This window comes from Bacteroides sp. GD17 (assembly GCF_038448625.1).
In the GTDB taxonomy this organism is placed as follows: Bacteria; Bacteroidota; Bacteroidia; order Bacteroidales; family Bacteroidaceae; genus Bacteroides.
The window spans coordinates 108,453-134,542 of the sequence record NZ_JBCEZS010000016.1 but is presented as its reverse complement, the minus strand read 5'-3'; the positions used below and the strand labels follow the sequence as shown (position 1 = coordinate 134,542).

Genomic DNA, 26,090 nt, shown 5'->3' with positions numbered 1-26,090 from the left:
AATTGTCAGGGGACGTACTGACTATGGAACCCTGTTATTTCAGATCATCAGAATCTTATCACATGAAAATTAATACATCTGGTCTTTTGGGGCAATCAGTGAAAAGAAACCTCTGTAAAGTGGCTTCAGATAGTGTATACCGTAAAATAGAATGTCAATAACTATAATATGAATAATCAATATCAACTGACCGCCACCATCGTGCTATATAAAAACAAACCGGAAGAGCCGGAAAAGGCTGTTCGGAGCTTTTTGAACACAAACTTGAAAGTGCGGATTTATCTGGTGGACAATTCGCCTACGGACGAGTTGAAATCGTTGGCTACGTTAGATGAACGGGGGGAGTACATTTTTATGAATAGCAATAACGGATTCGGAGCCGGTCATAATGTGATATTGCGTTGCCCGGAGAAAATGGGGAAATATCATTTAGTACTTAATCCGGATATTCATTTTGAGGCAGGGGTGCTGGAACGGTTGTATAACTATATGGAGGCGAATCCTGACGTGGGCAACGTGCTCCCTAAAGTGGTTTATCCGAATGGGGCTTTGCAATATTTGTGCAAACTACTGCCTACCCCGATGGATTGGATAGGGCGTATGTTCATACCGCTTCCGTGGGTGCAGAAGCGTATAAATGATAATTTTGAAATGCGCTTTGCCGATTATGACCGGGAGATGAATGTCCCTTTCCTGTCCGGTTGCTTTATGTTCCTTCGCAAATCGGTGGTAGAGGAAGTCGGCGTTTTTGATGAAGGGATTTTCATGTATGGGGAAGACACGGATTTGAATCGTCGAATTCATCGGAAATATCGGACGATGTATTATCCCGAGGTAACGGTTACCCATGCTTTTGAAAAGGGCTCACATAAAAATTGGCGCTTGTTTTTGATACATGTAAAGGCAGCTGTTTATTATCTGAATAAATGGGGCTGGCTTTTTGATAAAGAAAGGAGGGAAATCAACAGGAAGGCGATAGCCGCATATACGAGTTTGTAGAAAATCTGAAAGCACAAATATGTGAATGATTATTAGGATATTTCAATACTGTAAATTACCTTTGTAGCAAATAGCTGAACAGAATGAGTAAATCTAGAGCATATAAAGAACAGGAATCTAAGCGGCAGGAGGTAAACGAACCTATGGTTGCTTACACTAAATGCAAGATAAATTCCGGTATTACGATTGGGGAGCGTGATGATATCGGAGGTGCTATTTCAGGTGAAGAATTATTGAACAGACTTCGTCCTCGTATAAAGGCTTTGTTTAAATGAGAGTTGTATTTTCACCTGAAGTTGAAGAGGATTTATATGAACTTATAGAAGTACTTATAGAAAAGGAGTATTTGGGTACTTATCCTTTCGCTATTTCGTATGTGGAAGATTTAATTGCTGATATTCAACAAAATATTCATTCTAAATTGAAGAAAAAAGCACCTGCTTTTTTTGAACGATATGGTAAGGACATGTATTATATTACTTATCAACGTAATATTAATACAACATGGTATGTGTTTTTCTCCATCATAGAAGAATCTTACTTTGTCAGGTATATTACCAATAATCATGCTTCCGGTCAGTATATTTTATAGACTATTTCCATGAACATACTTATTACTGGAATCCACGGTTTTGTGGGTTCTAATCTTGTTGTTGCTCTAAAGGAACATCATAGCCTTTATGGGCTGGATATTGTGGCACCTGAAAAGGTAGGGGTGATACAGACTTTTTCTTGGAAGGATATTGAGCCTGCTTCTTTTCCACTGCAAAATCTTCCGAAGTTGGATGCTATTATTCATTTGGCCGGAAAAGCTCATGATACAAAGAATCAGTCTGCTGCTCAGGTTTATTTTGATATTAATACCGGGTTGACTCAGAAGATATTTGATTTCTTTTTGGAATCTTCTGCGAAGAAGTTTATTTTCTTTAGTTCTGTGAAGGCTGCTGCGGATAGTGTAGTGGGGGATGTGCTGACGGAAGAAGTGATACCGACACCGGTTGGACCTTATGGGGAGAGTAAGATAGCGGCAGAGAATTATATTCTCGGCAATTTAAAAATGAAAAATGAAAAATTAAAGCTGCGCGATGATGATAAGCAGGTGTATATCTTGCGTCCTTGTATGATTCATGGTCCGGGCAATAAGGGGAATTTGAATTTGCTTTATAATGTAGTGAAGAAAGGTATTCCCTGGCCTTTGGGTAACTTTGAGAACAGGAGATCCTTTACTTCGATTGATAATCTTTGCTATGTGGTGGAGGGATTGTTGACGAAGGATGTTCCGAGTGGCATTTATCACATGGGTGATGATGAAGCTTTGTCTACGAATGAATTGATAGCCCTGATGTGTGAGGTGTTGGGGCGCAAGCCACATATCTGGAAGATGAATAAGCGTATGATGGAAGGTTGTGCCGGATTGGGTACTTTGCTTCATTTACCATTGAATACGGAACGTTTGCGTAAGTTGACGGAAAACTATGTGGTGAGTAATGCGAAGATCAAGTCTGCTTTGGGCATTGAACGGATGCCTGTAAGGGCAGAAGATGGGATAAGGAAGACAATCAGGTCATTTACAATTTGACAATTTACAATGTACAATTAGCCGTGCGGATGAATAGGCATGGTATGTAAACTCTTTATTTGAATGTATTATTTGATCGTATTAGTTCTGCTCTTTTTGGCAGAACTTTTTTATTTTAAGATAGCTGATAGATGTAATATCATCGATAAACCTAATGAGCGTAGTTCTCATACACGAATAACTCTTCGGGGTGGGGGAATCATCTTCTATTTCGGAGCATTGGCTTATTTTCTGACGAGTGGTTTTGAATATCCTTGGTTTATGTTGGCGTTAACTTTGGTTTCGTTTATCAGTTTTGTGGATGACATCCGTTCTACTTCTCAGAAGTTACGGTTACTGTTCCATTTCTCAGCAATGGCTTTGATGTTCTATCAGTGGGGATTGTTTTCTTTATCCTGGTGGTGGATAATAGTTGCGTTAATCGTTTGTACAGGCATCATCAATGCTTATAATTTCATGGACGGGATTAATGGCATCACAGGTGGTTATTCTCTGGTTATCCTTGTTGCGCTGGCTTATATCAATAGAGAAATAATTCCTTTTGTAGAAGAAGGCTTTATCTATACGGTTCTTTGTTCTGTCTTTGTATTCTGTTTCTTCAATTTCCGTAAGAAAGCTAAGTGTTTTGCTGGTGATGTTGGTTCTGTTAGTATCGCTTTCATTCTTCTTTTCCTGATTGGTAAATTGATCATTCGGACAGAGGATTTCAGTTGGATTGTCTTATTGTCCGTTTATGGTGTTGACAGTGTTCTGACTATCATTCATCGGCTGCTGCTTCATGAGAATATCGGTTTACCTCATCGGAAGCATTTGTATCAGATAATGGCGAATGAGTTGAAAGTTCCTCATGTAATGGTTTCGTTTGTTTATATGGTAGTGCAAGTAATCATAATAATAGGATACATAATGTGTCTGAGCGATGGTTACTGGTATTTGGCAGGGACGATTCTAGTGCTTAGTCTTCTTTATATCTGCTTTATGAAGAAATATTTTGGGTTGCATCAATCTTGATGAGTAAATTCCCCCGTTTCGTTGGCCTTTCATCCGGGGCATCGGGATTATAAGTCAGATATAGTGCCTAAAATCAAGTGTATGCTCTAAATTGAGTACTTAGACTTGTTCTTGTGTGCAAATTATTCTATCTTTGCGCAAACATGGAGGTTCTACAATGGATGAAGATATAAAGTTATTGGTGTGGAAGAAGGCCCGTTCTGTGGATGGATTGGACAATTCAATGTTTCGCAAGGATGCTTGCGGGGCATTGATTATGTGGGATAAATTTGGGAAAAACAATCCTTTTGGATGGGTAATAGATCATATATTGCCAATATCGTTAGGAGGCGATGACAATTTGCTGAATCTAAGGGCATTGCACTATAAAAACAATCTAAGTAAGGCCAGTGATTATCCTTCATATACGGCAGTGGTGAAATATGACGGACGAGAAAATGTTATGGATGAACGAAATCTTACCGTTAATAAGAAACTGCGCGAAAAACTAAAGCAACTTTATAATAATGCCTGAATATGCTAAAAAACATCTCCATAGAGTCATTGTTTGATATTTATTCCTATACACTGGAAATAAAGCCAGATGATGTGCCTATCCGCTTTATCACAGGACCTAACGGATATGGAAAAACAACGATTCTGAACATCTTGAATGCTCTATATACGAGTAAAATACGTGAATTGGCAGTTATTCCTTTTAAACATTTGTTGCTCACGTTCGATGATGGTTATGAGGTTGCTGTAGTACAGCGGCGTGACTATGCTGCCGAAGAAGATGCTGACGAACAAGCATTAGCCAATGTGCATTTGGACATAGAATTTAGAAAAAGCGGAAATGAGAGGTTTCTCTATTCCATAAAGTGGGATAGTCAAGAGGAAGATGACGGTGAAGAAGATTTGGGGAATATAGGATTGTCTCTTTATTTTGCTTCCCATCCTCTTTATTACATTCGGGATGGCCGTGTGCAGACTCCGGATGGGATACCTACTGTGAAGAAGCATGTAGATATACTAAAAGAATTGTTAAGGGAAAATACAGATTCGGAGAATCAGTCGTTTCTCGACCGCTTGAAAGTATTTAGCGATATCATTGGAAGATCTGATTTTGCTCATAAAACAATGCAAATTCACTCACGTTATGGTTATCGTTTTATAGCGGACAATGAAGAACGTACTATTCTTGCTGTAGACAAACTCTCCTCCGGAGAGCAACAAATGCTTATCATGGCATTCGAATTACTGTTTATGGCTCCTGATGACTCATTGGTGCTGATAGATGAACCGGAAATTTCATTTCATCAGATGTGGCAGGTGGATTATTTAGCTAACTTACGGTCAATCACAGCATTGAGAAATTTGCAATGTATTGTAAGTACTCATTCTCCACAGATTTTTAATATGAATTGGGATTTGACTGTCGATCTGTATGAGCAGTCCCAGGTTAATCTGTAGTAAAGTATGCCCCAATCTTTAAGAAACTCTATCGCTCAGCCTACTTTTACTAAGGGAATAATAAAGTTGGCTTTGCGTTCGTCGGCAGGCTCTATGCGGGTATGGTGTATAGTCGAAGGCGCTGATGATGTTGATATCTATGAACGCATGTTTAATGTTGATGTAGTTAAAGTAATCTCTTCTGAGGATGAAGAAGGCAAGAGGGGATGCCGTAACGTAGAGCAAATCGTAACTGAACTTTATGTGGAAGAGGAAAATCCGCGGGTATTTGGTATTCGTGATTGTGACTATACCCGATATGCTACTGACTATGTTTGTCCGGCTAATGTGTTTTTGACCGATTGTCGTGACATCGAGATGATGATGTTCAATGCTCCTTCTGTGCAGGCGGCATTAGAAGCTTGGAATAATACATTTCCTGAAAAAATAGAAGCGTGTGCCGATGTTGTAAGATATTTGGGATACATACGCATTTATAATGAAATCTATCAAACGTCTTGTACATTCCATGATAATCTGACAAAAATCTCATTGGTGTGGAATTTTAGTACTCATTCCATAAATACGGACTATAAAGAACGGCTGCTTGATAGATACAAGAATACATGTCCAATACTTGTGGAGGAAGAAGATTTTAATAATTTCATTCTAACGAAACGGTTAGAGGAAGAGCCTTACTTTTATGTTTGCCGCGGGCATGATATAATTCGCTTACTTCCAAATATGATGATTTATCGTGAATATAATAATAAAGCTATTCTTCAATGTATGCTTAATGCTTACTCGCAAGAAGACTTTTTTTCTACTCGTTTATATTGTACTATAAATGCTTGGGCAAGGGAACGCGGACTTGCTGTTTGATAGAAATATGGCATCAGTGAAATATGGCGGATGGGGATGCCTGTATCTCCACTGGAAAAACGGGAATAGATAGAATAAGAATATTGTAAGCTCTTTATAAGCTTATTTTAGAAAACAGCTCCATGGCGGGCTGTTTTTTTGTTTTAGAGCGTAGGGAAAATGACTGTTTACTGCAGACTGAATTTTCCGTTCACAGGCTGAAAAATGTCGTTCATGGGGCGTTTTATGTCGTTTAGAAAAAAGAATTGTTTTAATCGTTTATTCTGCTTACATTTGAACGAAACAAATTACAAATGATGCATACAAATTTGATGGGGAAATTCTGTAATTTGTGTGTAAGACTAAAGACTATATGATATATCTGGTACTGTCAACATACGCCAAACTCATGGAGCAATACATGGCTTCTTTCTTTCATCAACCGGAAGGATTGGTGGAAGTAGGGGCAATCGGCACTCAAGGAGAAGAAGAACCGTGCAAGATTCTGATCTCTCTGTTGAGTGTGGAGCGTGAAGCTACTCAGGGGATGACAACCTCGGCGGCCCATGCCTCCGGACACTTCATGACAATCTCGTCTCCACCGGTTTGTGCGAATTTGAATATACTTATTGCCGCTGTGTTCAGTGACAAAAGATACAAGGAAGGACTTTCTTTCCTCTCTCAAGCTATCACCTTCTTGCAAACGACTTCCGCATTTATGGCAGATGGCAACAAATACACCATTGAACTTCTATCTCCTACCTTACAAGACCAAAGTAATATCTGGACACAGATGGGAGGGAAGTATTATCCGTCGGTTGTCTGTAAAATCAGAAGGTTGACGTTTGATGCAGACGAAGTGAAACGTGTAGCTATAGAAGTATCCGGAAGTCAAAATAATGTAAAACCGATATGACACAGATAAAGGAAATTTGGAATTTGCGAATCAGACATGATTTTTATAGAGATGGTAATTGCCCCGGATTAAGACTGGATTTGTCTCAGAATTCAGAATTGTTGTTACGTAGGCGTGGATGCAGACTGCTACAAACCGGAATTTCAGATTGGCGGCTGATTACTTTTGATGCTGATGCATTAAATGACTCGGATCAGTTGGAGCTTGACTTTATTTGTGAGAATGAAAGTCTGGTTCATAATACGCAATGGGATTGGCAGGCAAATAACACTTGTCGTCAGATAGAAGTAGGTGTAGACTCTGATACACATATTTATATGGAGACACTTCCCGGTCAAAGGGTGGCTTCTAAACCGCATGTCTTTTTCCGGTTGGTCGTTTCGCTAAGAGGAGTAAATTATGAGAAGATGTCTGTTACTGAATTGACTTTTACAGCCAAAAGTCTTTATTGGGAATATTGGTTAATTCCGCGTGATGGAAATATAAACAGAAAGCTGGAACTTGAGATAAGACGTGACGATAAAGAGATTGGCTGTACTCAATGCGAAGATTCCAGCAACCCAATAAATTTACCATTGATAAAGTTCAGGACAGTTATACCTCTGAAAGTTCAGGAACACGGAATGGAGAGAGTTACACTGTATGAGATATTGCCTTCCGGAATCAAAAGACCGCTTATGCGTTCCATGCCTTTACCGGTTTGTGGGCACTATCCCTCTGAGAAGGAAGATACAGTAGTAACTATTACTTATATTTGAATTGATAATTATAGTTTTCCTAATTAATAATTAAATCTTACTTTGCTTATGGGATCAATGAAAACACCCGGCGTTTATATCGTAGAGAAAAACGCTTTCCCGAATTCGGCAGTAGAAGTTGCTACCGCAGTGCCTGCCTTTATTGGCTACACAGAGAGGGCCGTCAATGGCAATGTCTCTTTGCTTAACAAGCCTTTCCGCATTACGTCTATGGCGGAATATCATGCTTATTTTGGAGGAGCCCCTATACCTCAGTTTGCTTTGCCTGATGCTGAGGAAGGAGAAGATCCGACTTTGGTATGCGGAGAGAAGAAAGTAATGGTGAAACAGACCAGTTTGCCGTTTACATTCTACTACCAGATGCTGATGTTTTTCGGCAATGGCGGCGGTCCGTGTTACATTGTATCCATAGGTGACTATAAAGCGGAAGAACTGAGTGCAGATGCCTTTAAGGCCGGTATTGAAACGCTTCTGAAAGAGCAGGAACCGACAATGGTGCTTTGTCCCGAGGCGGTAGGCATTAAGGATAAGGAGTTGTGCTTCAGCGTACAGACTGAGATGCTGAGCCATTGTGGCTACAAGATGCGCAACCGTATAGCTATCCTTGATATCTATGATGGATATAAGGACAGACGTGACCCGGCTGGTGACGTGGTGAATGAGTTCCGTGAAAAGATCGGAAGCTCGTTCCTGGACTTCGGTGCGGCTTATTATCCTTGGGTGAATACTTCCATCGTTCAGGACCGTGATCTTTCTTTCCTTAATTTCGATGCTGAATCTCTGAAAGCGTTGTTGGAGGAAGAACTGAAGAAACAACCCGAAGCAAAACAAGCGCTTATCAAGGAGCAGATTGACAAGATCGGTACCGAACTGGATGCTATTGAGCAAGATACATTGAATAAAACCCTTTCGCAGATTTCTTCCGTTTACAATGCAGTGTTGAAAGAAGCCAAACGGATATTAAATCTCCTGGCACCTTCTGCTGCCATGGCCGGTATCTATACAATGGTAGACAATACTCGTGGTGTTTGGAAGGCTCCCGCCAATGTATCGGTAAATTCGGTGATTTCTCCTGCAGTAAGTATTACTCATGACGAACAGGAAGATTTGAATGTACCGTTGAGTGGTAAGGCTGTCAATGCCATCCGTACTTTTGTAGGAGAAGGCATCAAGGTCTGGGGAGCGCGTACGCTGGATGGCAACTCACTTGACTGGCGCTATATCAATGTACGACGTACTATGATTATGCTTGAGGAATCGGTGAAGAATGCTGCCCGTGCGTATGTGTTTGATCCGAATGTGGCCGGTACCTGGATCAATATCAAAAGCATGATCCAGAACTTCCTGAACGGAATCTGGAAGCGTGGCGGACTTGCCGGTGCTACTCCTGATGATGCTTTTAGCGTACATGTGGGACTTGGTGATACGATGACTCCCGAAGATATATTGGAAGGAATATTGCGTGTAACAGTATTGGTTGCCATCGTGCGCCCGGCTGAATTTATCGAGATCACCTTCCAGCAACAGATGCAGAAGAGTTGACGAGAATTAAAGAAAATGAAAACTAAAAATTAAGAAATTATGGCAGGAGAAAAACAAGATAACGTATGGCCTATGCCGGCGTTTTATTTCAAAGTAGAGATTGGCAGCTTGGGTGAAATTGCTTTTAAGGAAGTTTCCGGATTGGATGCCGAGGCGCAGGTCATAGAATACCGTCATGGAAACAGTCCGCAGTTTTCAACTATCAAAATGCCGGGTATCAAGAAGTATAGCAATATACAGTTGAAGAAAGGAGTCTTTGCAAAAGATAATAAGTTGTTCGACTGGTTCAACACGATCAAATTGAATACCATCCAGCGTGAAGCGGTAACTATCAGTCTGCTCGATGAAGAAGGCAACCCTACTATGGTATGGAAGTTGACTAATGCATGGCCGACAAAGGTGACCGGTGTCAGTCTGAAATCGGACGGAAACGAAGTTGCCATAGAACAGCTGGATATGGCTCATGAGGGCTTGGTGATTGAGAATGCTTAATTTACTTGTAAACAATTAATATATTCGTATTATGGAATTAGATCATATTATACCGCCACCTGTATCTTTTTATTTCCAAGTAGAGTTTGTAGGTCCTTTGGATATAAAAGATATGGCTTTTATGGAAGTTTCCGGCTTGACAATGGAACTTGAAACACAAGAAATAGATATGGGAGGAGGGCATAAAAGAGTCGTTCCTGTACGTCAGAAGCATGGTAATTTTATCTGTAAGCGTCCTTTACATGAAGTATTTATGAGCGACCTGTCTTCATGGGTTGACAGTGTGATGCACCAAGGGGTTAATACAGCGATTGTACCATGTGACTTGATCGTGAAACTGCTCGATGCTGCTGGAAATCCCCAATGCGCGTGGTATATAAAGGGTGCTTATCCGGTGAAATGGGATATTGCCGGATTTGATTCCAAGAAGAATGAAGTGGCTTTGGAAACCATTGAATTCGCGTATGATACTAATAGACGGATAATGTAATAGGATATGCCGATTGTGATAAAAGAAGTAATGGTAAAGACCACTGTGGAGCGTAAAACTCTACAGTGGTCGCAACCTGCTGAAGATGCTTTGAAAGCACTGAAGCAGGAGATACTTGCTGAACTGGCAGAAGATGTCCGGGTGCAGCATACAAGGAAATATAAAAAAGACAGGTAAACGCATTATGGCCGGACTGAAGAAATTGGAAATCATAGCTTATGCGGACAAGAAATTCTCGTCGGAAACGGGCAATAAGTTTACGGTGATGGTAAATCCCGGCAACTATGACGAAAACAAGCAAATTGAATATGACGAGAAGAAAGCCTTGGACGGAGGAAACATGCCTGCTTATAAAGGCTATAAGGATGAGGACCTTAAGTTCGAATTTATCCTTGATACCACGGGGGTATTGGTGGACTGGATGAATGCTCCGAGTCCGGAAGAGGTAAGGCCATTGTCTGAGACGATTAAGATTCTTGAGACCACAGTCTATACCTATGTGGGAGATGCGCACGAACCTCCTTTCTTGAGCGTAACATGGGGAACGCTGAACTATAAGGGACGGTTGAAAAGCATGAATATCAGTTATATGCTTTTCAATACCGAAGGTGAACCCTTGCGGGCGAAGATAACTCTGAATATGCTGAAGTATATTGACGAGGCTACGCAAAGCAGGTTGAAAAACAAAAGTTCTCCCGACCTTTCGCACTTGGTGACTGTAAAGGAGGGTGATACTTTACCGGCTCTTTGCCTGCATATTTATAAGAGTGCGGCTTACTGTGCAGAAGTGGCACGCATAAACGGCCTTACTGGTTTTCGGCATTTGGAGCCGGGACTACAGTTGCTTTTTCCCCCATTGTCTAACAATTAAAAAAAAGAAGAAACAAAGATGGCAGATTCTCCAAGTTTGAATACGGGACGGTTGGTTACGTTCGCAGTTTATAGTAATGGCAAGAAAGTGAGTGATTCATATCAGTTCCGTTCGATAGAAGTACATCGGGAAATAAACCGTATAGGGCGTGCTGTGCTGAAAGTTATTGCAGGCGATATGCCGAATGCGAATGTGCCCGAAAGTGAATCGAATGATTTTAAACCGGGACAGCAGATAAAAATAGAGTTAGGATATGAATCGGACAATAGGCAGGTTTTTGAAGGCATTGTCGTATCGCAGAAGATATCCATTCCCGGCAATGACAGTATTTCTCCGGTATTGGTCGTGGAATGCAGGGATGAGGCGATAAAAGCTACGGTAGCCCGGAAAAACCGGGTTTATGAAAATAAAAAGGATAGCCAGGCTGTAGTTACTGCTTTGGGTGATTGTGGATTATCCGTCAAGATGGATGATACGAAGATTGTACACACCCAATTGGTACAGTATTATTGTACGGACTGGGATTTCGCCTTGTCGCGTGCAGATGTGTATGGTATGTTGGTAACTACGGATGGTGCCAAAGTTACAATTCAGAAGCCCAAAGTATCGGCAGCTCCCGTATTGACTGTGAAATACGGAACCGACCTGCTTTCTTTTGATGGCGAGGTTTATGCGGAAGATCAGTTCACCACGGTAGAGAGTATAGGATGGAATCCGGTGACACAGAAGGTGGTTGCTCAAAGTTCTTCTCCGGCTTCCCTCAATAGCCAGGGTAACCTGACTCCCGGAAATCTGTCTTCTGCAGCCGGTACTGATACCGTCACTTTGCAGACAGATTCATTGGCAGATAGCGGAGTGTTGAAAGAATGGTCCGATGCTACTTTGCTGAAGACCGGATTGTCCCGTTTCAGAGGTTCGTTCTCTTTTTGTGGAAATGCAGCTGCCGTGCCGGGATGCATCATTGAATTGCAGGGATTGGGAGCCCGTTTTAATGGCAATGCATTCGTCGGGGCAGTGACCCACCGGGTTGTGGATGGTTCGTGGACTACCGAAGTCGAGATGGGCATTTCTCCAATGAACATCACCCAGCAGACGGATGTTGTGGCTCCTGCCGCTTCCGGATTGTATCCGGGCATTGAAGGACTTCATATAGGTATAGTAGAAGCTTTGGCGGGAGATCCAGGATCCGGCAATTGCATAAAAGTACAAATTCCATTGCTGAATACAAAACCGGATACGGTTTGGGCACGTCTGTCACAATTTGCAGCTTCAAAGGGAGTCGGCAGTTTCTTTATTCCTTCGGTAGGGGATGAAGTGATACTCGGTTTCCTGAATAATGATCCTAATCAAGCCGTCATACTGGGATGCCTGTATAGTGCAAAGCATGTTCCTCCTTATGAGATAACGGATGACAACTATAAGCGTGCCTTCATTTCTCCGGAAAAGTTGATGATTGAACTGGACGATGAAAAGAAAGTGATCACGATAACTACTCCCGGCAAAAATTCGATTGTGATAGATGATAACAATAAATCCATTGCATTGAAAGATCAGAATAAGAATGAGATTGTAATGGGAGCAAATGGCATTCAGATTACATCTAATAAAGATATCAAAATGAGTGCTAAAGGAAACATCACACTGGATGCTACCGGAAAAGTCGGGGTAAAGGCAAAGCAAGATGCTGCGATTGAAGGCATGAATGTGACTGTAAAGGCACAGACTACGCTGAAGGTGACGGGCACTGCCTCTGCAGAGCTTTCGGCTTCCGGACAAACAACCGTGAAGGGCGCTATGGTAATGATAAATTGAGAACCGATAACTATATTATAAATGATAAAAAATTGTACTTATGCCTCCAGCAGCAAGATTGACAGATATGCATAGTTGTCCTATGCAGACACCGTCCTGGCCGTCTCCGATACCTCATGTAGGCGGACCAATTATAGGGCCGGGAGCACCAACGGTGATGATAGGCCATCTGCCGGCCGCCGTAATGGGTGATACTTGTGTTTGTGTGGGCCCTCCGGATTCTATTATCAAAGGATCGGCTACAGTGATGATATGTGGTAAACCGGCTGCCCGCATGGGAGATATAACTGCACATGGCGGTTCTATTGTGGCAGGTTGTCCTACAGTTCAGATAGGAGGATAACTGAATGAATGAAGAAAGGGAAAATTCTTTTTTAGGTCGTGGTTGGGCTTTTCCTCCCAATTTTGAGGGGGGAGTGAATCCTACTTCGATGGTAGCGGAGGAAGAAGATATCCGGCAAAGCTTGCGGGTTATTCTTTCTACCCGCAAAGGAGAGCGAATTATGCGCCCTGACTTCGGTACCGATTTGCACAATCTGGTTTTCCATAATATGGACCTGACTGCGCGTACACAGCTTCGTGCTGCTATCGAGGAGGCAATTCTTTATTGGGAACCGCGTATCCAGCTGACCAATGTGTCATTTGATATGAGTGAAGAAAGGGACGGAAAATTATACATTTTGCTGGAATATACTATACGCCAGACAAACTCACGTGGCAATATGGTATATCCATTTTATTATGAGGAACATTTCTGAATTGGATGGGTTGAGCAGGGAGAAGCGCCTGGAGAGAGCTTTGGCTCCGGTTGCTTTGTCGGTACTGGAAGAGCGCTTTTCAGTATTGCTGGCCCGTGCGCTCAACCGGTCCGATTTCCCCTCTATTTATAAGTTTCAGTCGCTTGTTGTACTGCTCGAAATAGAATCGTTCAATGCCGATGGGGCAGAAAAAGCTTTTGTGCAGTTTTCTACAGCAGAGACGTTTGTTCCGGTTGTTTATGAACTGGCTTTACAGATGGATGACTGGTGCAAAAGATTGGAGTATGCTTGTTTGTCCGGTAAGCCTATTGCTCTTTTGAAGGATTTATCCGGGCAGATCTCTACGAACATCAGTCCGATGTTCAGTGTCTTTTATAAGCAATATGGCAATTATCCGAAGGGGACTCCCAGGCAAATATGGCTGACTGCGAGGAGAAAGAGTAAGGAAGAAGGGCTTGCAGATGATTTTCCCAGGCGTTTTTATCTGTTGTTACTGGCATCTGTCCGTTTGCTGCAATCCAAATGTGAGCAGTATAGGGAAGAAATCTATTCTTCCGGCAAGATGGACCCTTCGCTGGCAATCATTGTAGCTTTTCTGCATAACTATAGGGACATTGCTGTTGCTTTTAATACCCGTTGGCGGGCTCTTCCCATGTTCTATCTGGGAGAAATATTGAAGGTTTCCCGTCGGGAACAATTTGACGGTACTACCTGGCTGGCTTTTGAAAGTACCGCTATAGCTGTCGGTACGGTTTTACATAAAGATACTTATTGGAAAGCGGAGGAAGACGGGCTTATTCCCGGTTATAAGTTATTATCGGATATCAGGTTGACGCAGATGTCATTGGCCGGGATAAAGATGATAATAGTGGAGAAGAATAAGGAGCGTTATCCTGAGGCTGCTTTGGGGTATGTTACTGCAGTGAAGCAGAGAATGACGTTGGAAAGGGCTTATGCTTCCGTGCCGATAGGGTTTAGCTTGCACTCGCCTATGCTGCTGTTGGGAGAGGGGAAGCGGGAGGTGAATGTGCTGTTTGTGTTGACGGCCGACTCATTGGATTTTATGAACGATACGATAGGACAAGTTGCCCGGGTGCAGGAGATAAGTTGGGATGAAGCTTTGTTCAAGGTGCTTCATGATGCATTTCATCTTTGGGTCAGTACAGCAGACGGGGGACAGACCGTAGAAAACTTTTACGTCCGCTTTGAGAAAGAAGAAGGGCTCAGATTAATCTTCCGGTTGGATGAAGAATTTCCTCCGGTTGCTGCTTTGGAGGGAGAGCTGGAACCTTCCTTCCGTTTGTTGGTGAACTCTACAGCCTGGCTGTTCCCGTATTCGTGGGCGCGTAAGATGTTTGTCAGGTCTGTGAAAATAAACGTTAGTGTTCAGGGTATCCGTAATATTCAGGTATATAATGATCTGGGAAATATAGATGTGCATCAGGCATTTTCTCCTTTTGGCACGGCAGGAGAGAAGGGAGCCTGGTTGGCCTTTGGCTCCTATGAGATGGCATGCAAGCCGGTGAAGACGGTTGATTTTACTTTTAACTGGCAACATCTGCCGGTTTGTAACGGCGGTTTGAAGGAATATTACCAAGCCTATGACAAAGATATTGATAACTGTTCGTTCAGAGGACGGATAGACCAGCTTCGGAGCAGGGGATGGAAGACTTTGACGGATTCTGAATCGTGCTTTTTGTTTCGTACTTCCGCTGAACCGGTGCCGCAAAAAGAAGATCCTCTGATAGAGCATACCAACATACATTTCGCTGTCTCGGAAAATTTTGTTTTGCCTTTGGGCATGGCTGATAAATTCCAGCTGTCGAATGTACGTTCCGGTTTTTACCGTTTGATGTTGACTGAACCTGATATGGGCTTCGGCATGCATGAGTATCACAGGTTGTTTGCAGAAGCTATGATGTATAATAGTCATGCCCGGAAAAAGAAGTTATTGCCGGAGACTCCTTTGTCCCTGCTGATGGATGCTCCTCAGTTGGGATATGTAGCGGAAGAAGAGTACTTCTTTAATGTGGGGAGTGCTTCCGGTTTTCATTTTTCCCATATCCGGCCTTTATCGAACAGGAATAACCCGCTGGCCGATCATAGTCATCCGGTAGCTCTGCTGGATGGTCCGGAAGATGAAGGCAATCTGATGATAGGAATCAGAGATGCTGTGGGAGAGAATTTGATAGGCATGTACCTGGATATGGAATTGTTGCAACGGGAAATAGATCATGATTTGCTGCCTTGTACGGATTGGTATTACAAGGATGCTTCTCATTGGGTACAGATGGATGCGGTTTGTGTTCTTCGTGACGATACTGGCGGGTTGATGCATAGTGGGGCGGTACTGTTGCAGTTGCCTTTCTGTGTAACGTCGGATATGACTGATTCGGACGGCGTATTTTGGCTTTGTGTGGCGGTGCATGCCCATTTGGAAAATTGCTCTAATGTGCGCGAGATATATTTGAATGTTGTAGAGGCAAAGCCGGAGATGAGTGAAGAAACCGGTTTGTCGGTTCCCGGACTGGTTGGCTACAAAAGGATAGCTCCTCTTGTAGGAACCCGTTCGGCTGAGGATGAAGCTGAAGTACGTACCCGGGTCAGTGAACGCATTGCACACCGGCACCGCCTGCTGCTTCCGGATGAGTATGAGCGGATGGTGTTGCAGGAGTTTCCGGATATAGCAAAAGTGAAATGCTTTCCGGGGATGGATGCCAAACGACTGGATAGAAATACATTAGTTACTCTGGCTGCCGTGCATACGCGCAGTGGAGACTCTTACCCTTTGTGCACGGACGAACTATTGTGTAGGATCGAGGAATGCCTGGGACAGTATTCTTCTCCTTTTGTCAAGATAGATGTGATTAATCCGGTTTATGAAGAAATTACCATATTCTGCGGTATAAGTCTGAAAAACGGTGAAGCGGCAGGTACTGCCATTCAGGAGGTGCACGAGGGAGTGAGGGCTTGTATTGCACCATGGGATAAAATAGGAGAGACGCCGGTCTTTGGATACTCGTTTTCCATGCGCGACTTGTTGAGCCGGATAAAGGAAAGCAAGGGAGTCAGTGCGATACATGGCATAAAGTTATTGCAGGTAGTCTCTTCGGATGAAGGTAGATATAGCCTTCGGGAGTATATTTCGGCAGACGGGGAAGATCTGGTTATTGCTCCTTCCGTTCCCTGGGGCATATTGGTTCCTGCTCTCCGGCATTACGTAAAGCTTGTTACGGAGGAGGAGTGGCGTAAGGAAATTGAAATAGGAGATTTTGAAATAGAAAATACGTTTGTGATAAAATAGCGGATATGGCAAAAACGAATCGCAGAACCTTAAAAGAATACTTCGGCAAAGGGAAAAAGCCTGATAGCGGGCAATTTGCCGATTTGATAGACTCGATGCTGAACATCGTGGACGACGGCTTCAATAAGTCGGCAGAGAGGGGTTTGCAGCTTTCTCCGCTTGATGATGAGGGGGCTGTCATGGAAATCCGCCAAAACATCCTGGACAGCGAACCGGCATGGATTGTAGCATTGGGTAAGGGGGGCGAACTGCATATACGCCGGGGATTGGAAGCGGAGCCTTTGGTTACTCTTTCTCAGAACGGTACGATCTCACTGGGCACGGAAGGCAAAGTGGGACTTGAGATAAACGGTACGGTGCGTGCCGATAGTTTCATAGGAGGATATATGCAAGGCAAAGTTCCGGCAAATGGTCAGTGGCAAAATATCGGCAATCTGGACTATGGTTGCATAGGATACCGGATTGAGGCTGCTTGTGGGCTGAAAGGGAAAGGACGGTATGCATTGGCAGAGGTTACGGCCATGCACTGTTTTGGAAAACATCCCAAGGTGCGCTCCACTCATTCCTGGTTCGGTAGCCGCTTCAACAAAATACAGTTCCGTTGGTATAGCGAAGGTCTGAATTGCAGGTTGCAGATGCGTACCCGTTCGGACTACGGTGAAGATGTCTGGGTGCATTATTGTATCAAACGATTGTTCGATATGGACTTTATTTCCCGATAGCAAAAAAAGAAAGATATGGAAGGGCATACTGTTATTACTCGAAAGCCTGAAGGGGAGGACCTTTATTCCCAACTTCAGGAGAAAGCGCTGAAGAATGTCCAGCGCATTGCGGGTAAGGTATGGACGGACTATAACCTGCACGACCCGGGAGTCACGCTGCTCGACGTGCTGAATTATGTGCTGCTCGAAACCGATTATCGTATGGGGTTTGACTTGCCCGATTATCTGACTTTGCCGCAAAAAGAATTTGCTCCCCGGGAACATGGGCTGTTTGCCCCTTCGGAAATATTCTCGGTCAACCCGGTAACGGTGACGGACTATAGGAAACTGTTCATCTCGAATATCGATGATTTGTCGGATGTACGGGTTATTGTTCATCCGGAAACGGGCATGTATGATTTTGTACTTGACGTGTGGCCCGATACTTCAGATATAAGAAGAAAGCAGATTCTCAAAGAAGTGTATGGGTTGTATCATACCCATCGTAATTTGTGCGAAGATGTGAGCTCCATACGTTTTCTGGAATATGATATCCTCCAGATATGTGCAGAGATAGAGATAAACGACACGGTAGACTCTAATTTGCTGACGGCACGAATCTTCTTTGAGATACAAGAGTTTCTTAGGGCCGGTGTACGGTTCCGCAGAGTCGATGAATTGCTGGCTGAAGGCTGGACACCGGATGAGATACTTGAGGGACCTGAGCAGGCACGCATGGTAGTGGATGAAGCTTCGTTGTGTACGGACTGGGAAGAGTATGATGTTGCCTGGCTTTATCAGAAGCTTCGCGATTTGCCCGGAGTTTCCCGCCTTTCGTCTTTTTATTTTAAGGAGGACGGGAATGTGCTGCATGGCAATCTGAAAAGAAAGAGCATCTTTCAGGGGTATGCCTTGGCTGAGATGGGGTATAGAAAGCATGAAGTATCACTGACGCGTAGGGGTAGGTCTGTGCTCATTCTCTGGGATGCCGTCCAACTCCATTTTGGTTCTATGCGTGCCGCACTTTACGGAGCTCAGAACCGTACCACTGATAAAGAAGTGCTGGATGCTGTGCCGGAGGGAGTACACCGAGAAATATTCAGCCATTACTCTTTGCGTAATGATCTGCCTGTGTGTTATCGGACAAATATTAATGAACAGACCGGCGCATATCTGGATATTTTTGATAGCTTGACGGAAGACTCGTTGGATGAATTGCGACAGCTTCCATCCTGGATGAAACCTGATGAGACGGAGTTATCGGAGAAAAAAGAGCAATGGGTAGATGTCCTTGAGAGTATTTACGGGGAAGACAGCAACCTGCCTTTTCTGTGGAAATATGAAAGTGAAGTTGAACGCCGTAAACGCAGGATTACTTTTTTGGCGGATATTCCCTTATGGGGGCTGAACAGAGGAAAAGGCATGAATTTGTTGGATGCCTCCCAGCAGGATGAGTCGGGGATTGAGGCCTATTTCAGGAAGATTCTGAACATAGGGAAATATCAGATGGAGTTTTTTCTTTTGGAGCATCGCTTTCTGGAATATAAAAATGGAAGGTTTGCCGTAACGGAAAAAGAAGCATTCCGGATTTCGATAGTGCTGGCTGTGGATGAAAAATGGCTGCTGGATGGTGACTTCAGGCACGGATGCGGAGAGCTGCTGGCAAAACGTCTGCCTGCCCATCTGAAAATGACATTGTTGTGGCAAAGACGGGGACAGATAAGTTCGTTTCGTTCTAATTATCTTTTCTGGAAATATTCTCTGTCTACCCAGCGGAAGTATGGACTGGAGGAGTTATGTGGTAAATTGAAAAAAGACTTGGAAGATGATAACAATTGGTACAGTAAAATTTGATTTTAAAGCGGACGATGTTCCCTTCGCCCGGCAGTTGAACGGTGGGTGGGATGCTTTCTTTCGTACTTCTTTTGAAGAAGTGGTGGAGGAGGTTTTGTCTGCCTATGATCAACCGGACCGTACGGTTATCATAGACTCTTTACCTCTTGATTTGGGAAGTATTGCGGAAGAGGAATTCTATAAACAGTTCCCTGTACGGTTGCGTGAGGTATTGCAAAAATATTGTGAGGAAAAGATTGGGGAACAGCCGCTCCTGGATACTGGTAAGGAAGGCGTGCGAATCGTTTCTACGGGCAGGAATGCCTTTGAGACACTCTCTTTCTTCTTATTGCACGGTTATTTTCCGTTCGAAGTAGATCAGGAATATACTAATCTGGACTACCTGCTGAAAAAGGTTCTCGATGAGGAAGCCTATCGCTTCAAGGAGTTCTTGAATGCTTACGGGCATTATGATTTCTTATGCTGCAGGTTGGTGTACCAGTTCAGTGACGAGCAGTTGGAGCAGATTGTTCATATTGTACAGCCTTCTGAGAGTATATTCGTCAATCTTTATGTGCGGGTACAGATACGCACTTATGATTCTTTGAGACGATCGGATATAACCCGGAGTGAATACCGTGATGTAGTATGGATACTTGTGTTGGCTTATCTGTTTGCCGAGAGTGGAGGACATTTCAGTCGCAAGCAGATTATCCTGCATACGCTTCGAGGAGTGGCGGCGCATCTGAATTATTCTTTGGCAGAGATGACCCGTTTGCTCACCGAAGGACTTCAGGAACTTGAAAATACGGTTGTACAATTACCGGAACTATGGAGTATCTTGAAAGAGATCAGGCAGGATATACAGGCGGAACTTTGGGCTCTGGATGGTGATTACCATATTTGCCTCATGCGTGAGGTTGTTTCTGCTCTTCGTTTCAGGGAAACCCGGAAAGAAGCGGAATACATTCTTTCCTGCGATCATTTGTCCGGCATCCTTTCTGATGCGGTATATTGTCGGAAATTGTTGCAGCAGCTGCAGGAGAGAGAGATTCATCAATTGGTGAAGATCATCGTTCCTCAGGAAAGTGAGTTTGTGATTTCCTATGCTTGCCTGCTCGATAAGCACAAAGATGCAGGGACATTTTCAGGGAAGGCCGGAAGTGAATTCCGTCTGCTGAAGTGGGAGTTTATTTTTGCCGTTTTGTTTTCCATGCCGTTTTCTGCATTTAGTCGGAGGCAGTTTGTCTGGTCTGTGCTTCAGCATCTGGCGGCTCATTATAATCTTTCAGTGCTCGATTTGATTCATTGGCTATATGCCGATGAAGAACTGAAGCAGCTTTTTTCTTCTTCGGGCATATTCCTTGTTGTGCAAGAATTGCAGCAAATATTTGCTGTCGGGGAGAAGAAGGAGCCGGATGAAATCCGTTCTGTTGAGGAATGGACTCAGTTTTTGCAAACCTCATTGTCTATACGGAAGTTCATCGAGATGCATACCGAGCGGCAAATAGACTCTTTGGTAATCCGCTTGTTTCCGCATCAAGGCGAGTTTATAGTCGGCTATGCTGCCTTACTTGAGAAGGGGCATGCTTCGGGAATGCTTGAAGGCAAAGCGGGCGGAGAGTTCCGTTCGATGAAGTGGGAGTTTATATTTTCTTGTTTCTCTGCTGATTATACTGTGGCATTCCATCAGAAATACTTTGTATATTCCGTTCTGCGGCGTATAGCTGCCCATTATAATCAGGAAGTCACTGCATTGATCGGTTACTTCTTGCATGAACTTACGGCTCTGTTATCGCAACATCAGTTTATGCAGTTGGGAGGTATCTTGAAAGAGCTTTATGAAGAACATCTTTTGCCTATGGCTGATGTGTCGGTGGTGCGTTCTAAAACAGATAAGGAACTGGAGGATTGGGCTATTTATTTGTTCGGTACGGATGTGATCTTGTCCGGTACACGTGAAGCCTATATGGAGAAATGGCTTGTCTTTTTTCTGGATGAGAAAAATGGGCTATTTAAGGCGTTATGGAAATCCGGCCGGATGAATGAAATATTGTTGCTGAGGCTGGTCAACCGGAGCCGGACTTTGCGTAATCTTTGGCTTCGCCGTATTGGAGATGTACGGTTACTTGTCATTTATCGTCGTTGGCTTTCAATATATGCGGCATTACGTTCTCGTTTCCAAGAGTATGTTTTCCTGGAATCGTTGAGCGAATATCTATCTGTTTGGGTAGTGGAACTTACCGCAACAAAATATTTATCGTGGTCCGAGCAGGAAATTATGGATTTTTTGTTTGTGCGTGTGCGCAGTAATTTACCTCACGGATTTATTGTTTTACTAAATAAAATACAAATTATGGAAATGTCTGAAAGAGAATTAGAATGGATTCGTCAATGGCAAGAAAGGAATGAAAGCCGGTCGGATTTGAAGAAGAACGTTATGGTGAAAAATGCAGGTTTAGTGCTGCTGGGTCCTTACCTTCCTGCGATGTGCAGAAAGATGGGAATAGTGGATAACAATATGTCGTTTAAGTGTATGGACGACCGCTTTCATTTTATTTTTGCATTGCAGTATCTGGCTTATGGTGAGCAACGGGAATGGAGTGAGGAGGAACTTTATTTGAATAAAATCTATGCCGGAATCAATGATGATGCTGTGGTGTTACCTCGTACTTATCAACTGAGTGATGAAGATATTACGTTACTTGACACTATGTTCGATGCGGTACATATGAACTGGAGTAAGATGAAAAACACTTCATCAAGAGCTTTGCGGGAAGCATTTATCCTGAGGGAGGGGGCTGTAGGAAAAGATGATAAAGATGAGAGAATCTGGAAAGTCAAAATAGAACCAAAAGCCTATGATGTATTGCTTGATTCGCTGCCTTGGGGATATAAAACACAGCCATTCCGCTGGATGAAGGAAGTAATTATGGTGGAATGGAGATAAAAAATAACTAAATAGAGCGTAGATATGATGAGTGCTGAAAAAATGAATATGGATGTCGCCCCTATACGGGTGCGGCAATCCAAGCGGACTGATGGAGGCATGCAGTTGGCTGACAATCGTGAACTCTCTGCTGCACAAGCCAAGATGGCAGGCATTGTGCAACGCGCAGATGATGAGGATGACTTGCTGCAAGGTAAGTTTGAGCAATCTCTTCAGCGTGAAGCGGAGAATAAGACAGGAATTCCCGATGATGTGAAACAGCGTATGGAAGCTTCTTTCAATACGGATTTTTCAGACGTACGTGTACATCCCGATTCAGCTGCAGCACCGGAAGTCGGCGCATTGGCATATACCCAGGGGACTGATATCCATTTTGCTCCGGGACAGTTCAAACCTGACACTGCTGCGGGACAGCAATTGCTTGGGCATGAATTGACTCATGTGGTCCAGCAGGCCGAAGGGCGCGTGCAGCCCACTACGGAAATAGGGGGCATGCCGGTCAATGACAACGAAGGCTTGGAACATGAGGCCGATGTATTGGGGGCTCAGGCTGCAAGATAATTTCTTATGAAGGAACTGACTGCGTGGTTTCAGCAGGTACTCGACACTGCTATCCGTCTTTACTTCAAGCAAGAGTGTGAACTGACCTCGTTGCATGAAGTACCTCCTCCCCATAGTATGTGGTGGGGAGAGATGACGGGTATGCCTGATGAGCAGATCTCTTTTGAGGAAAAAGTGGTCGTCATGCTTGCTTTGATGCCACATCTTTATCCACAGGCTTTGGATATCTTTTTTGTCAATAACAAGAACTTTGACCGTCCTTATACGGAATTTGGAGGTTGGAAGGGACTGTCGCACGGAGGATTCTTGCCCACGGGCGAAACGGCCGCATTCATGCTTGCGGGTGAAGATACAGACATGCGCACTTCGGTGGTTCGTTTGTTCGAGAAAGAACATTGGTTTTATACACACAATGTACTTCGTTTGGAAGGTAGGGGAGATGGGGAACCTTTTCTGAGCGGGCAGCTCCGGGCATCGGATGAACTGTTGAGTAAGGTTCTTCATGGCAAAGAGTATAAGCCGGATTACAGCACCGGTTTCCCGGCCAAGCGGATAACTACTCCGCTGGACTGGAGTGACATGGTGCTGGACTATCACGTTGCCGGTCAGCTGGAAGAGATCAATACTTGGATAACGGGTTCGGAAACTATTATGGAAGCATGGGGATTGAAACGTATTCTCAAGCCCGGATATCGGTCACTGTTCTACGGACCACCGGGAACAGGAAAGACACTTGCTGCAACCCTGCTGGGAAAACGGAACGGAATGGATGTTTACCGGGTGGACCTTTCGATGATCGTTTCCAAATATATCGGTGAAACGGAAAAGAATTTGGCACGTGTTTTCGACATGGCCGAGAACCGTCGTTGGATTCTCTTCTTTGACGAAGCCGATGCTTTGTTTGGCAAGCGTACCTCAACGCAGACCTCCAATGACCGGCATGCCAACCAGGAAGTTGCCTATCTGTTGCAGCGCATTGAGGATTTTCCGGGTACGGTAATCCTGGCAACAAACTTGCGCAGCAATATTGATGAGGCTTTTTCACGGCGTTTCCAGTCCATTGTCTATTTTCCTATGCCCGACGAGGAGACCCGTTGCAAATTGTGGAGAAATATGTTGCCTCAGTCTTGGTTGCCTGATCGTGAAACATCTGTCCGTAAGATTGCTGATTATGAACTTTCGGGTGGAGCTATGACCAACGTGATTCGCAGTTGTGCACTTCATTTGATGTCCGTCAATGCTGCTGTTCTTGATGAACGTATATTGATAGATGCCATTCGGCGCGAACAAATAAAAGAGGGTGTCAGATAATAAAAATTAATATGCTATGAGAATGAAAAGGGTGTTGCCGGTAATTGTTTTATTACTCTGTATCACGGGCTTTCCGCTTCGGGCGCAAGATACATTTACGGAAGCCTACCAGCGTTTCCGTCCCTATCATTATCAGACTCCGCGGGCATGGAACCGTATTCGCCGTGAAGTGGCTACTCATGGAAAGGAAAAGTGGCCTTTCATTGAAACCGGACGTCTGGAAATGACTTTGGCCGGTGGATGGAAAGGACTTATTCCTTCGCCCGTTCCCGGTAATACTTATTTCTTCAAGGAAGTGGATGACATGGGGAGGATCTATAGTCTGATGCTTACTCCTGATGCCTACGGCTATGTAGTCTATCCTTTTAAGTTGGAACAACAGTTCAAGCTTTCCGAGAATGACTTGCTTGCTCCCCGTATTCTGGCTAAAGGCTTCATGAATACGTTGATTACGGATGTATCTTATGAAACTGCTCAAAAGCTGGACGACATTATTTATGTTCCCGATACTACCGGAACAGAAGAAGCGACTCCTCCCGAGGTTTATGATGAGAATAGCTCTATGGGGTGGCTCAAGGATGCCGAATACTACGATCTCTATAACGTAAAGAATTTCTATTGTTATTTCGATAATCGCTCGAATGCCGTACGAGGACATTATAAATATGTTACGGATACTACCCGCTACTTTTCGACGGAAGTCGAGACTCTGAAAGAGCGCATTCTCAGGTCTGATTCGCTTTATGTGATGGTTCCCTACTGGATGACGGATGTCTATTTGCGACTGCCCCTTTCGGTTAGTTCCCGTATCAAGCGTTACGGCTATTTGGGATACATCATTGACCCGGTAGGCGGAACACCGGAAATAACCAATAACTGGACATCTCCGAATATGATGGATTTTGTTCCCTACAAAGATAAACCTTACGACTTGGTGGCTTACTGCGGTGATGCTTCATCTACCAATCAGTTCCTGACTAATCCGGAAGCTTGTCGCAAGTTTATCTATTCTGTCTTGAACTATCCGGGTGGCATGATAAATCGCTCGGACTTTGCGTCGAAGCCCGAAGGGCTGAATATTTATTTACCTGCCTTCGACTTTAAGGAGAAACGTGCCTTGACGCAACTTGTCAAATCACTCAGTCTTGTGATAGACAGTCTGTGCGTCAACGACTCTATTTATATTTATCGTGATCAAAAACGAGTGAAGAATAAAGATTTGGGATTCTTCTTAACCTTCTCCAGAAAAGCGGCGGCCGAGCATTCCGGTTTTATCTCGGGGCTTCAATGTTTTGTCGATTCTGTTTATTTTGCAGACTTTGACTCTTTGGGAGTTTCTTCCCGTATACTGTATAATGACGGATCCATTGATACCAGTTCCGTGTTTACCCGTGTTGTTAATCCGTTTTATTTGTTTCGGATTCCGTATAAAACCATACGTCCGGGAGTGAACAACGGAAATATCTGGCAGCTGATGGAGTGTGACTATGCTTCCGGGCAGTGGGGGCTTTTCTTTTGCATCGACCTTTGCATTCTCATTATGATCCTTGCCCTTGTGGTAATGCGTTATATATCTGTACCTTTCAATATCTATATTGAGAAATATTATACGTTTGTCATACTTCTGATGATTACCTTAGTGATGGAATTGGGCGTTTTCTTCTTTTTTATGATAGAGGCTCTGTCGCCGCAAGTCATCTACTTCAATCTGGAGACGGGAAGTATGACCTATCTGGTGCTTATTGCTTTGCCGATAGTACCTATTTTATTTTATTTTTTAATCCTGAAACTAAATAAAAGAGAACCTTTACCATGATTCAATTCCCCACCCTTGGGGGCGTTGGAGTTCTATTGTGTACGAATAAAGAAAAATGTCTTTAAAGATAAATGACTATTAGCCCTAATAAGCG

The 26,090-nt window shown here is 43.6% G+C and carries 25 protein-coding genes; all 25 read left to right on the top strand.

What is annotated here, in order from left to right; all coding sequences use genetic code 11:
• Positions 1-168 precede the first annotated feature (168 nt).
• The gene (locus AAE250_RS20275; RefSeq protein ID WP_342289404.1) at positions 169-999 is read left to right on the top strand and encodes a glycosyltransferase family 2 protein; all 831 of its coding nucleotides are present in this window, start codon (positions 169-171) and stop codon (positions 997-999) included.
• 83 nt (positions 1,000-1,082) lie between these two features.
• Positions 1,083-1,274 (top strand): hypothetical protein, encoded by a 192-nt coding sequence (locus AAE250_RS20270; RefSeq protein ID WP_294599012.1) that lies wholly within the window; start codon positions 1,083-1,085, stop codon positions 1,272-1,274.
• On the top strand, positions 1,271-1,591 hold the full coding sequence (locus AAE250_RS20265) for a hypothetical protein (protein ID WP_342289403.1): 321 nt from the start codon (positions 1,271-1,273) through the stop codon (positions 1,589-1,591). The genes AAE250_RS20270 and AAE250_RS20265 overlap by 4 nt, the downstream gene beginning before the upstream one ends.
• A 9-nt stretch (positions 1,592-1,600) precedes the next feature.
• Complete coding sequence (locus tag AAE250_RS20260) at positions 1,601-2,578, top strand: NAD-dependent epimerase/dehydratase family protein (RefSeq protein ID WP_342289402.1); 978 nt, start codon at positions 1,601-1,603, stop codon at positions 2,576-2,578.
• Positions 2,579-2,641: 63 nt separating this feature from the next.
• A complete protein-coding gene (locus AAE250_RS20255; RefSeq protein ID WP_342289400.1) occupies positions 2,642-3,589 on the top strand; it encodes an MraY family glycosyltransferase in 948 nt (315 codons plus the stop codon).
• Between the two features lie 157 nt (positions 3,590-3,746).
• Positions 3,747-4,103, top strand: a complete 357-nt coding sequence (locus AAE250_RS20250; RefSeq protein ID WP_342289399.1) for an HNH endonuclease signature motif containing protein — start codon at positions 3,747-3,749, stop codon at positions 4,101-4,103.
• A 2-nt stretch (positions 4,104-4,105) separates the two neighbouring features.
• The gene (locus AAE250_RS20245) at positions 4,106-5,041 is read left to right on the top strand and encodes an AAA family ATPase (RefSeq protein WP_342289398.1); all 936 of its coding nucleotides are present in this window, start codon (positions 4,106-4,108) and stop codon (positions 5,039-5,041) included.
• A gap of 6 nt (positions 5,042-5,047) precedes the next feature.
• Positions 5,048-5,902 (top strand): DUF4435 domain-containing protein, encoded by an 855-nt coding sequence (locus AAE250_RS20240; protein WP_342289397.1) that lies wholly within the window; start codon positions 5,048-5,050, stop codon positions 5,900-5,902.
• 352 nt (positions 5,903-6,254) lie between these two features.
• Complete coding sequence (locus AAE250_RS20235) at positions 6,255-6,797, top strand: Pvc16 family protein (protein WP_342289396.1); 543 nt, start codon at positions 6,255-6,257, stop codon at positions 6,795-6,797.
• A complete protein-coding gene (locus tag AAE250_RS20230) occupies positions 6,794-7,555 on the top strand; it encodes a hypothetical protein (protein ID WP_342289395.1) in 762 nt (253 codons plus the stop codon). The genes AAE250_RS20235 and AAE250_RS20230 overlap by 4 nt, the downstream gene beginning before the upstream one ends.
• A 48-nt stretch (positions 7,556-7,603) precedes the next feature.
• A complete protein-coding gene (locus AAE250_RS20225) occupies positions 7,604-9,097 on the top strand; it encodes a phage tail sheath family protein (RefSeq protein ID WP_342289394.1) in 1,494 nt (497 codons plus the stop codon).
• Between the two features lie 39 nt (positions 9,098-9,136).
• Complete coding sequence (locus AAE250_RS20220) at positions 9,137-9,589, top strand: phage tail protein (protein WP_342289393.1); 453 nt, start codon at positions 9,137-9,139, stop codon at positions 9,587-9,589.
• Positions 9,590-9,620: 31 nt separating this feature from the next.
• A complete protein-coding gene (locus AAE250_RS20215) occupies positions 9,621-10,079 on the top strand; it encodes a phage tail protein (RefSeq protein WP_342289392.1) in 459 nt (152 codons plus the stop codon).
• Between the two features lie 6 nt (positions 10,080-10,085).
• A complete protein-coding gene (locus AAE250_RS20210) occupies positions 10,086-10,256 on the top strand; it encodes a DUF5908 family protein (RefSeq protein WP_342289391.1) in 171 nt (56 codons plus the stop codon).
• A gap of 7 nt (positions 10,257-10,263) precedes the next feature.
• Positions 10,264-10,950 (top strand): CIS tube protein, encoded by a 687-nt coding sequence (locus AAE250_RS20205; RefSeq protein WP_342289390.1) that lies wholly within the window; start codon positions 10,264-10,266, stop codon positions 10,948-10,950.
• An 18-nt stretch (positions 10,951-10,968) separates the two neighbouring features.
• Positions 10,969-12,762, top strand: a complete 1,794-nt coding sequence (vgrG, locus tag AAE250_RS20200) for a type VI secretion system tip protein VgrG (protein ID WP_342289389.1) — start codon at positions 10,969-10,971, stop codon at positions 12,760-12,762.
• A 40-nt stretch (positions 12,763-12,802) separates the two neighbouring features.
• Positions 12,803-13,105, top strand: coding sequence for a PAAR domain-containing protein (locus AAE250_RS20195; RefSeq protein WP_342289388.1), 303 nt, complete (start codon positions 12,803-12,805; stop codon positions 13,103-13,105).
• Between the two features lie 4 nt (positions 13,106-13,109).
• Entirely contained in the window at positions 13,110-13,520 is a 411-nt protein-coding gene (locus AAE250_RS20190) for a GPW/gp25 family protein (protein WP_342289387.1), read from the top strand.
• Entirely contained in the window at positions 13,504-16,824 is a 3,321-nt protein-coding gene (locus AAE250_RS20185) for a hypothetical protein (RefSeq protein WP_342289386.1), read from the top strand. The genes AAE250_RS20190 and AAE250_RS20185 overlap by 17 nt, the downstream gene beginning before the upstream one ends.
• Before the next feature lie 5 nt (positions 16,825-16,829).
• On the top strand, positions 16,830-17,546 hold the full coding sequence (locus tag AAE250_RS20180; RefSeq protein ID WP_342289385.1) for a hypothetical protein: 717 nt from the start codon (positions 16,830-16,832) through the stop codon (positions 17,544-17,546).
• Positions 17,547-17,561: 15 nt separating this feature from the next.
• Positions 17,562-19,379, top strand: a complete 1,818-nt coding sequence (locus AAE250_RS20175; RefSeq protein WP_342289384.1) for a hypothetical protein — start codon at positions 17,562-17,564, stop codon at positions 19,377-19,379.
• A complete protein-coding gene (locus AAE250_RS20170; RefSeq protein WP_342289383.1) occupies positions 19,351-22,308 on the top strand; it encodes a contractile injection system tape measure protein in 2,958 nt (985 codons plus the stop codon). The genes AAE250_RS20175 and AAE250_RS20170 overlap by 29 nt, the downstream gene beginning before the upstream one ends.
• A 27-nt stretch (positions 22,309-22,335) precedes the next feature.
• Entirely contained in the window at positions 22,336-22,869 is a 534-nt protein-coding gene (locus tag AAE250_RS20165) for an eCIS core domain-containing protein (RefSeq protein WP_342289420.1), read from the top strand.
• 6 nt (positions 22,870-22,875) lie between these two features.
• On the top strand, positions 22,876-24,180 hold the full coding sequence (locus AAE250_RS20160; RefSeq protein WP_342289382.1) for an ATP-binding protein: 1,305 nt from the start codon (positions 22,876-22,878) through the stop codon (positions 24,178-24,180).
• A gap of 16 nt (positions 24,181-24,196) precedes the next feature.
• Positions 24,197-25,996, top strand: coding sequence for a hypothetical protein (locus tag AAE250_RS20155; protein ID WP_342289381.1), 1,800 nt, complete (start codon positions 24,197-24,199; stop codon positions 25,994-25,996).
• Positions 25,997-26,090: the final 94 nt, after the last annotated feature.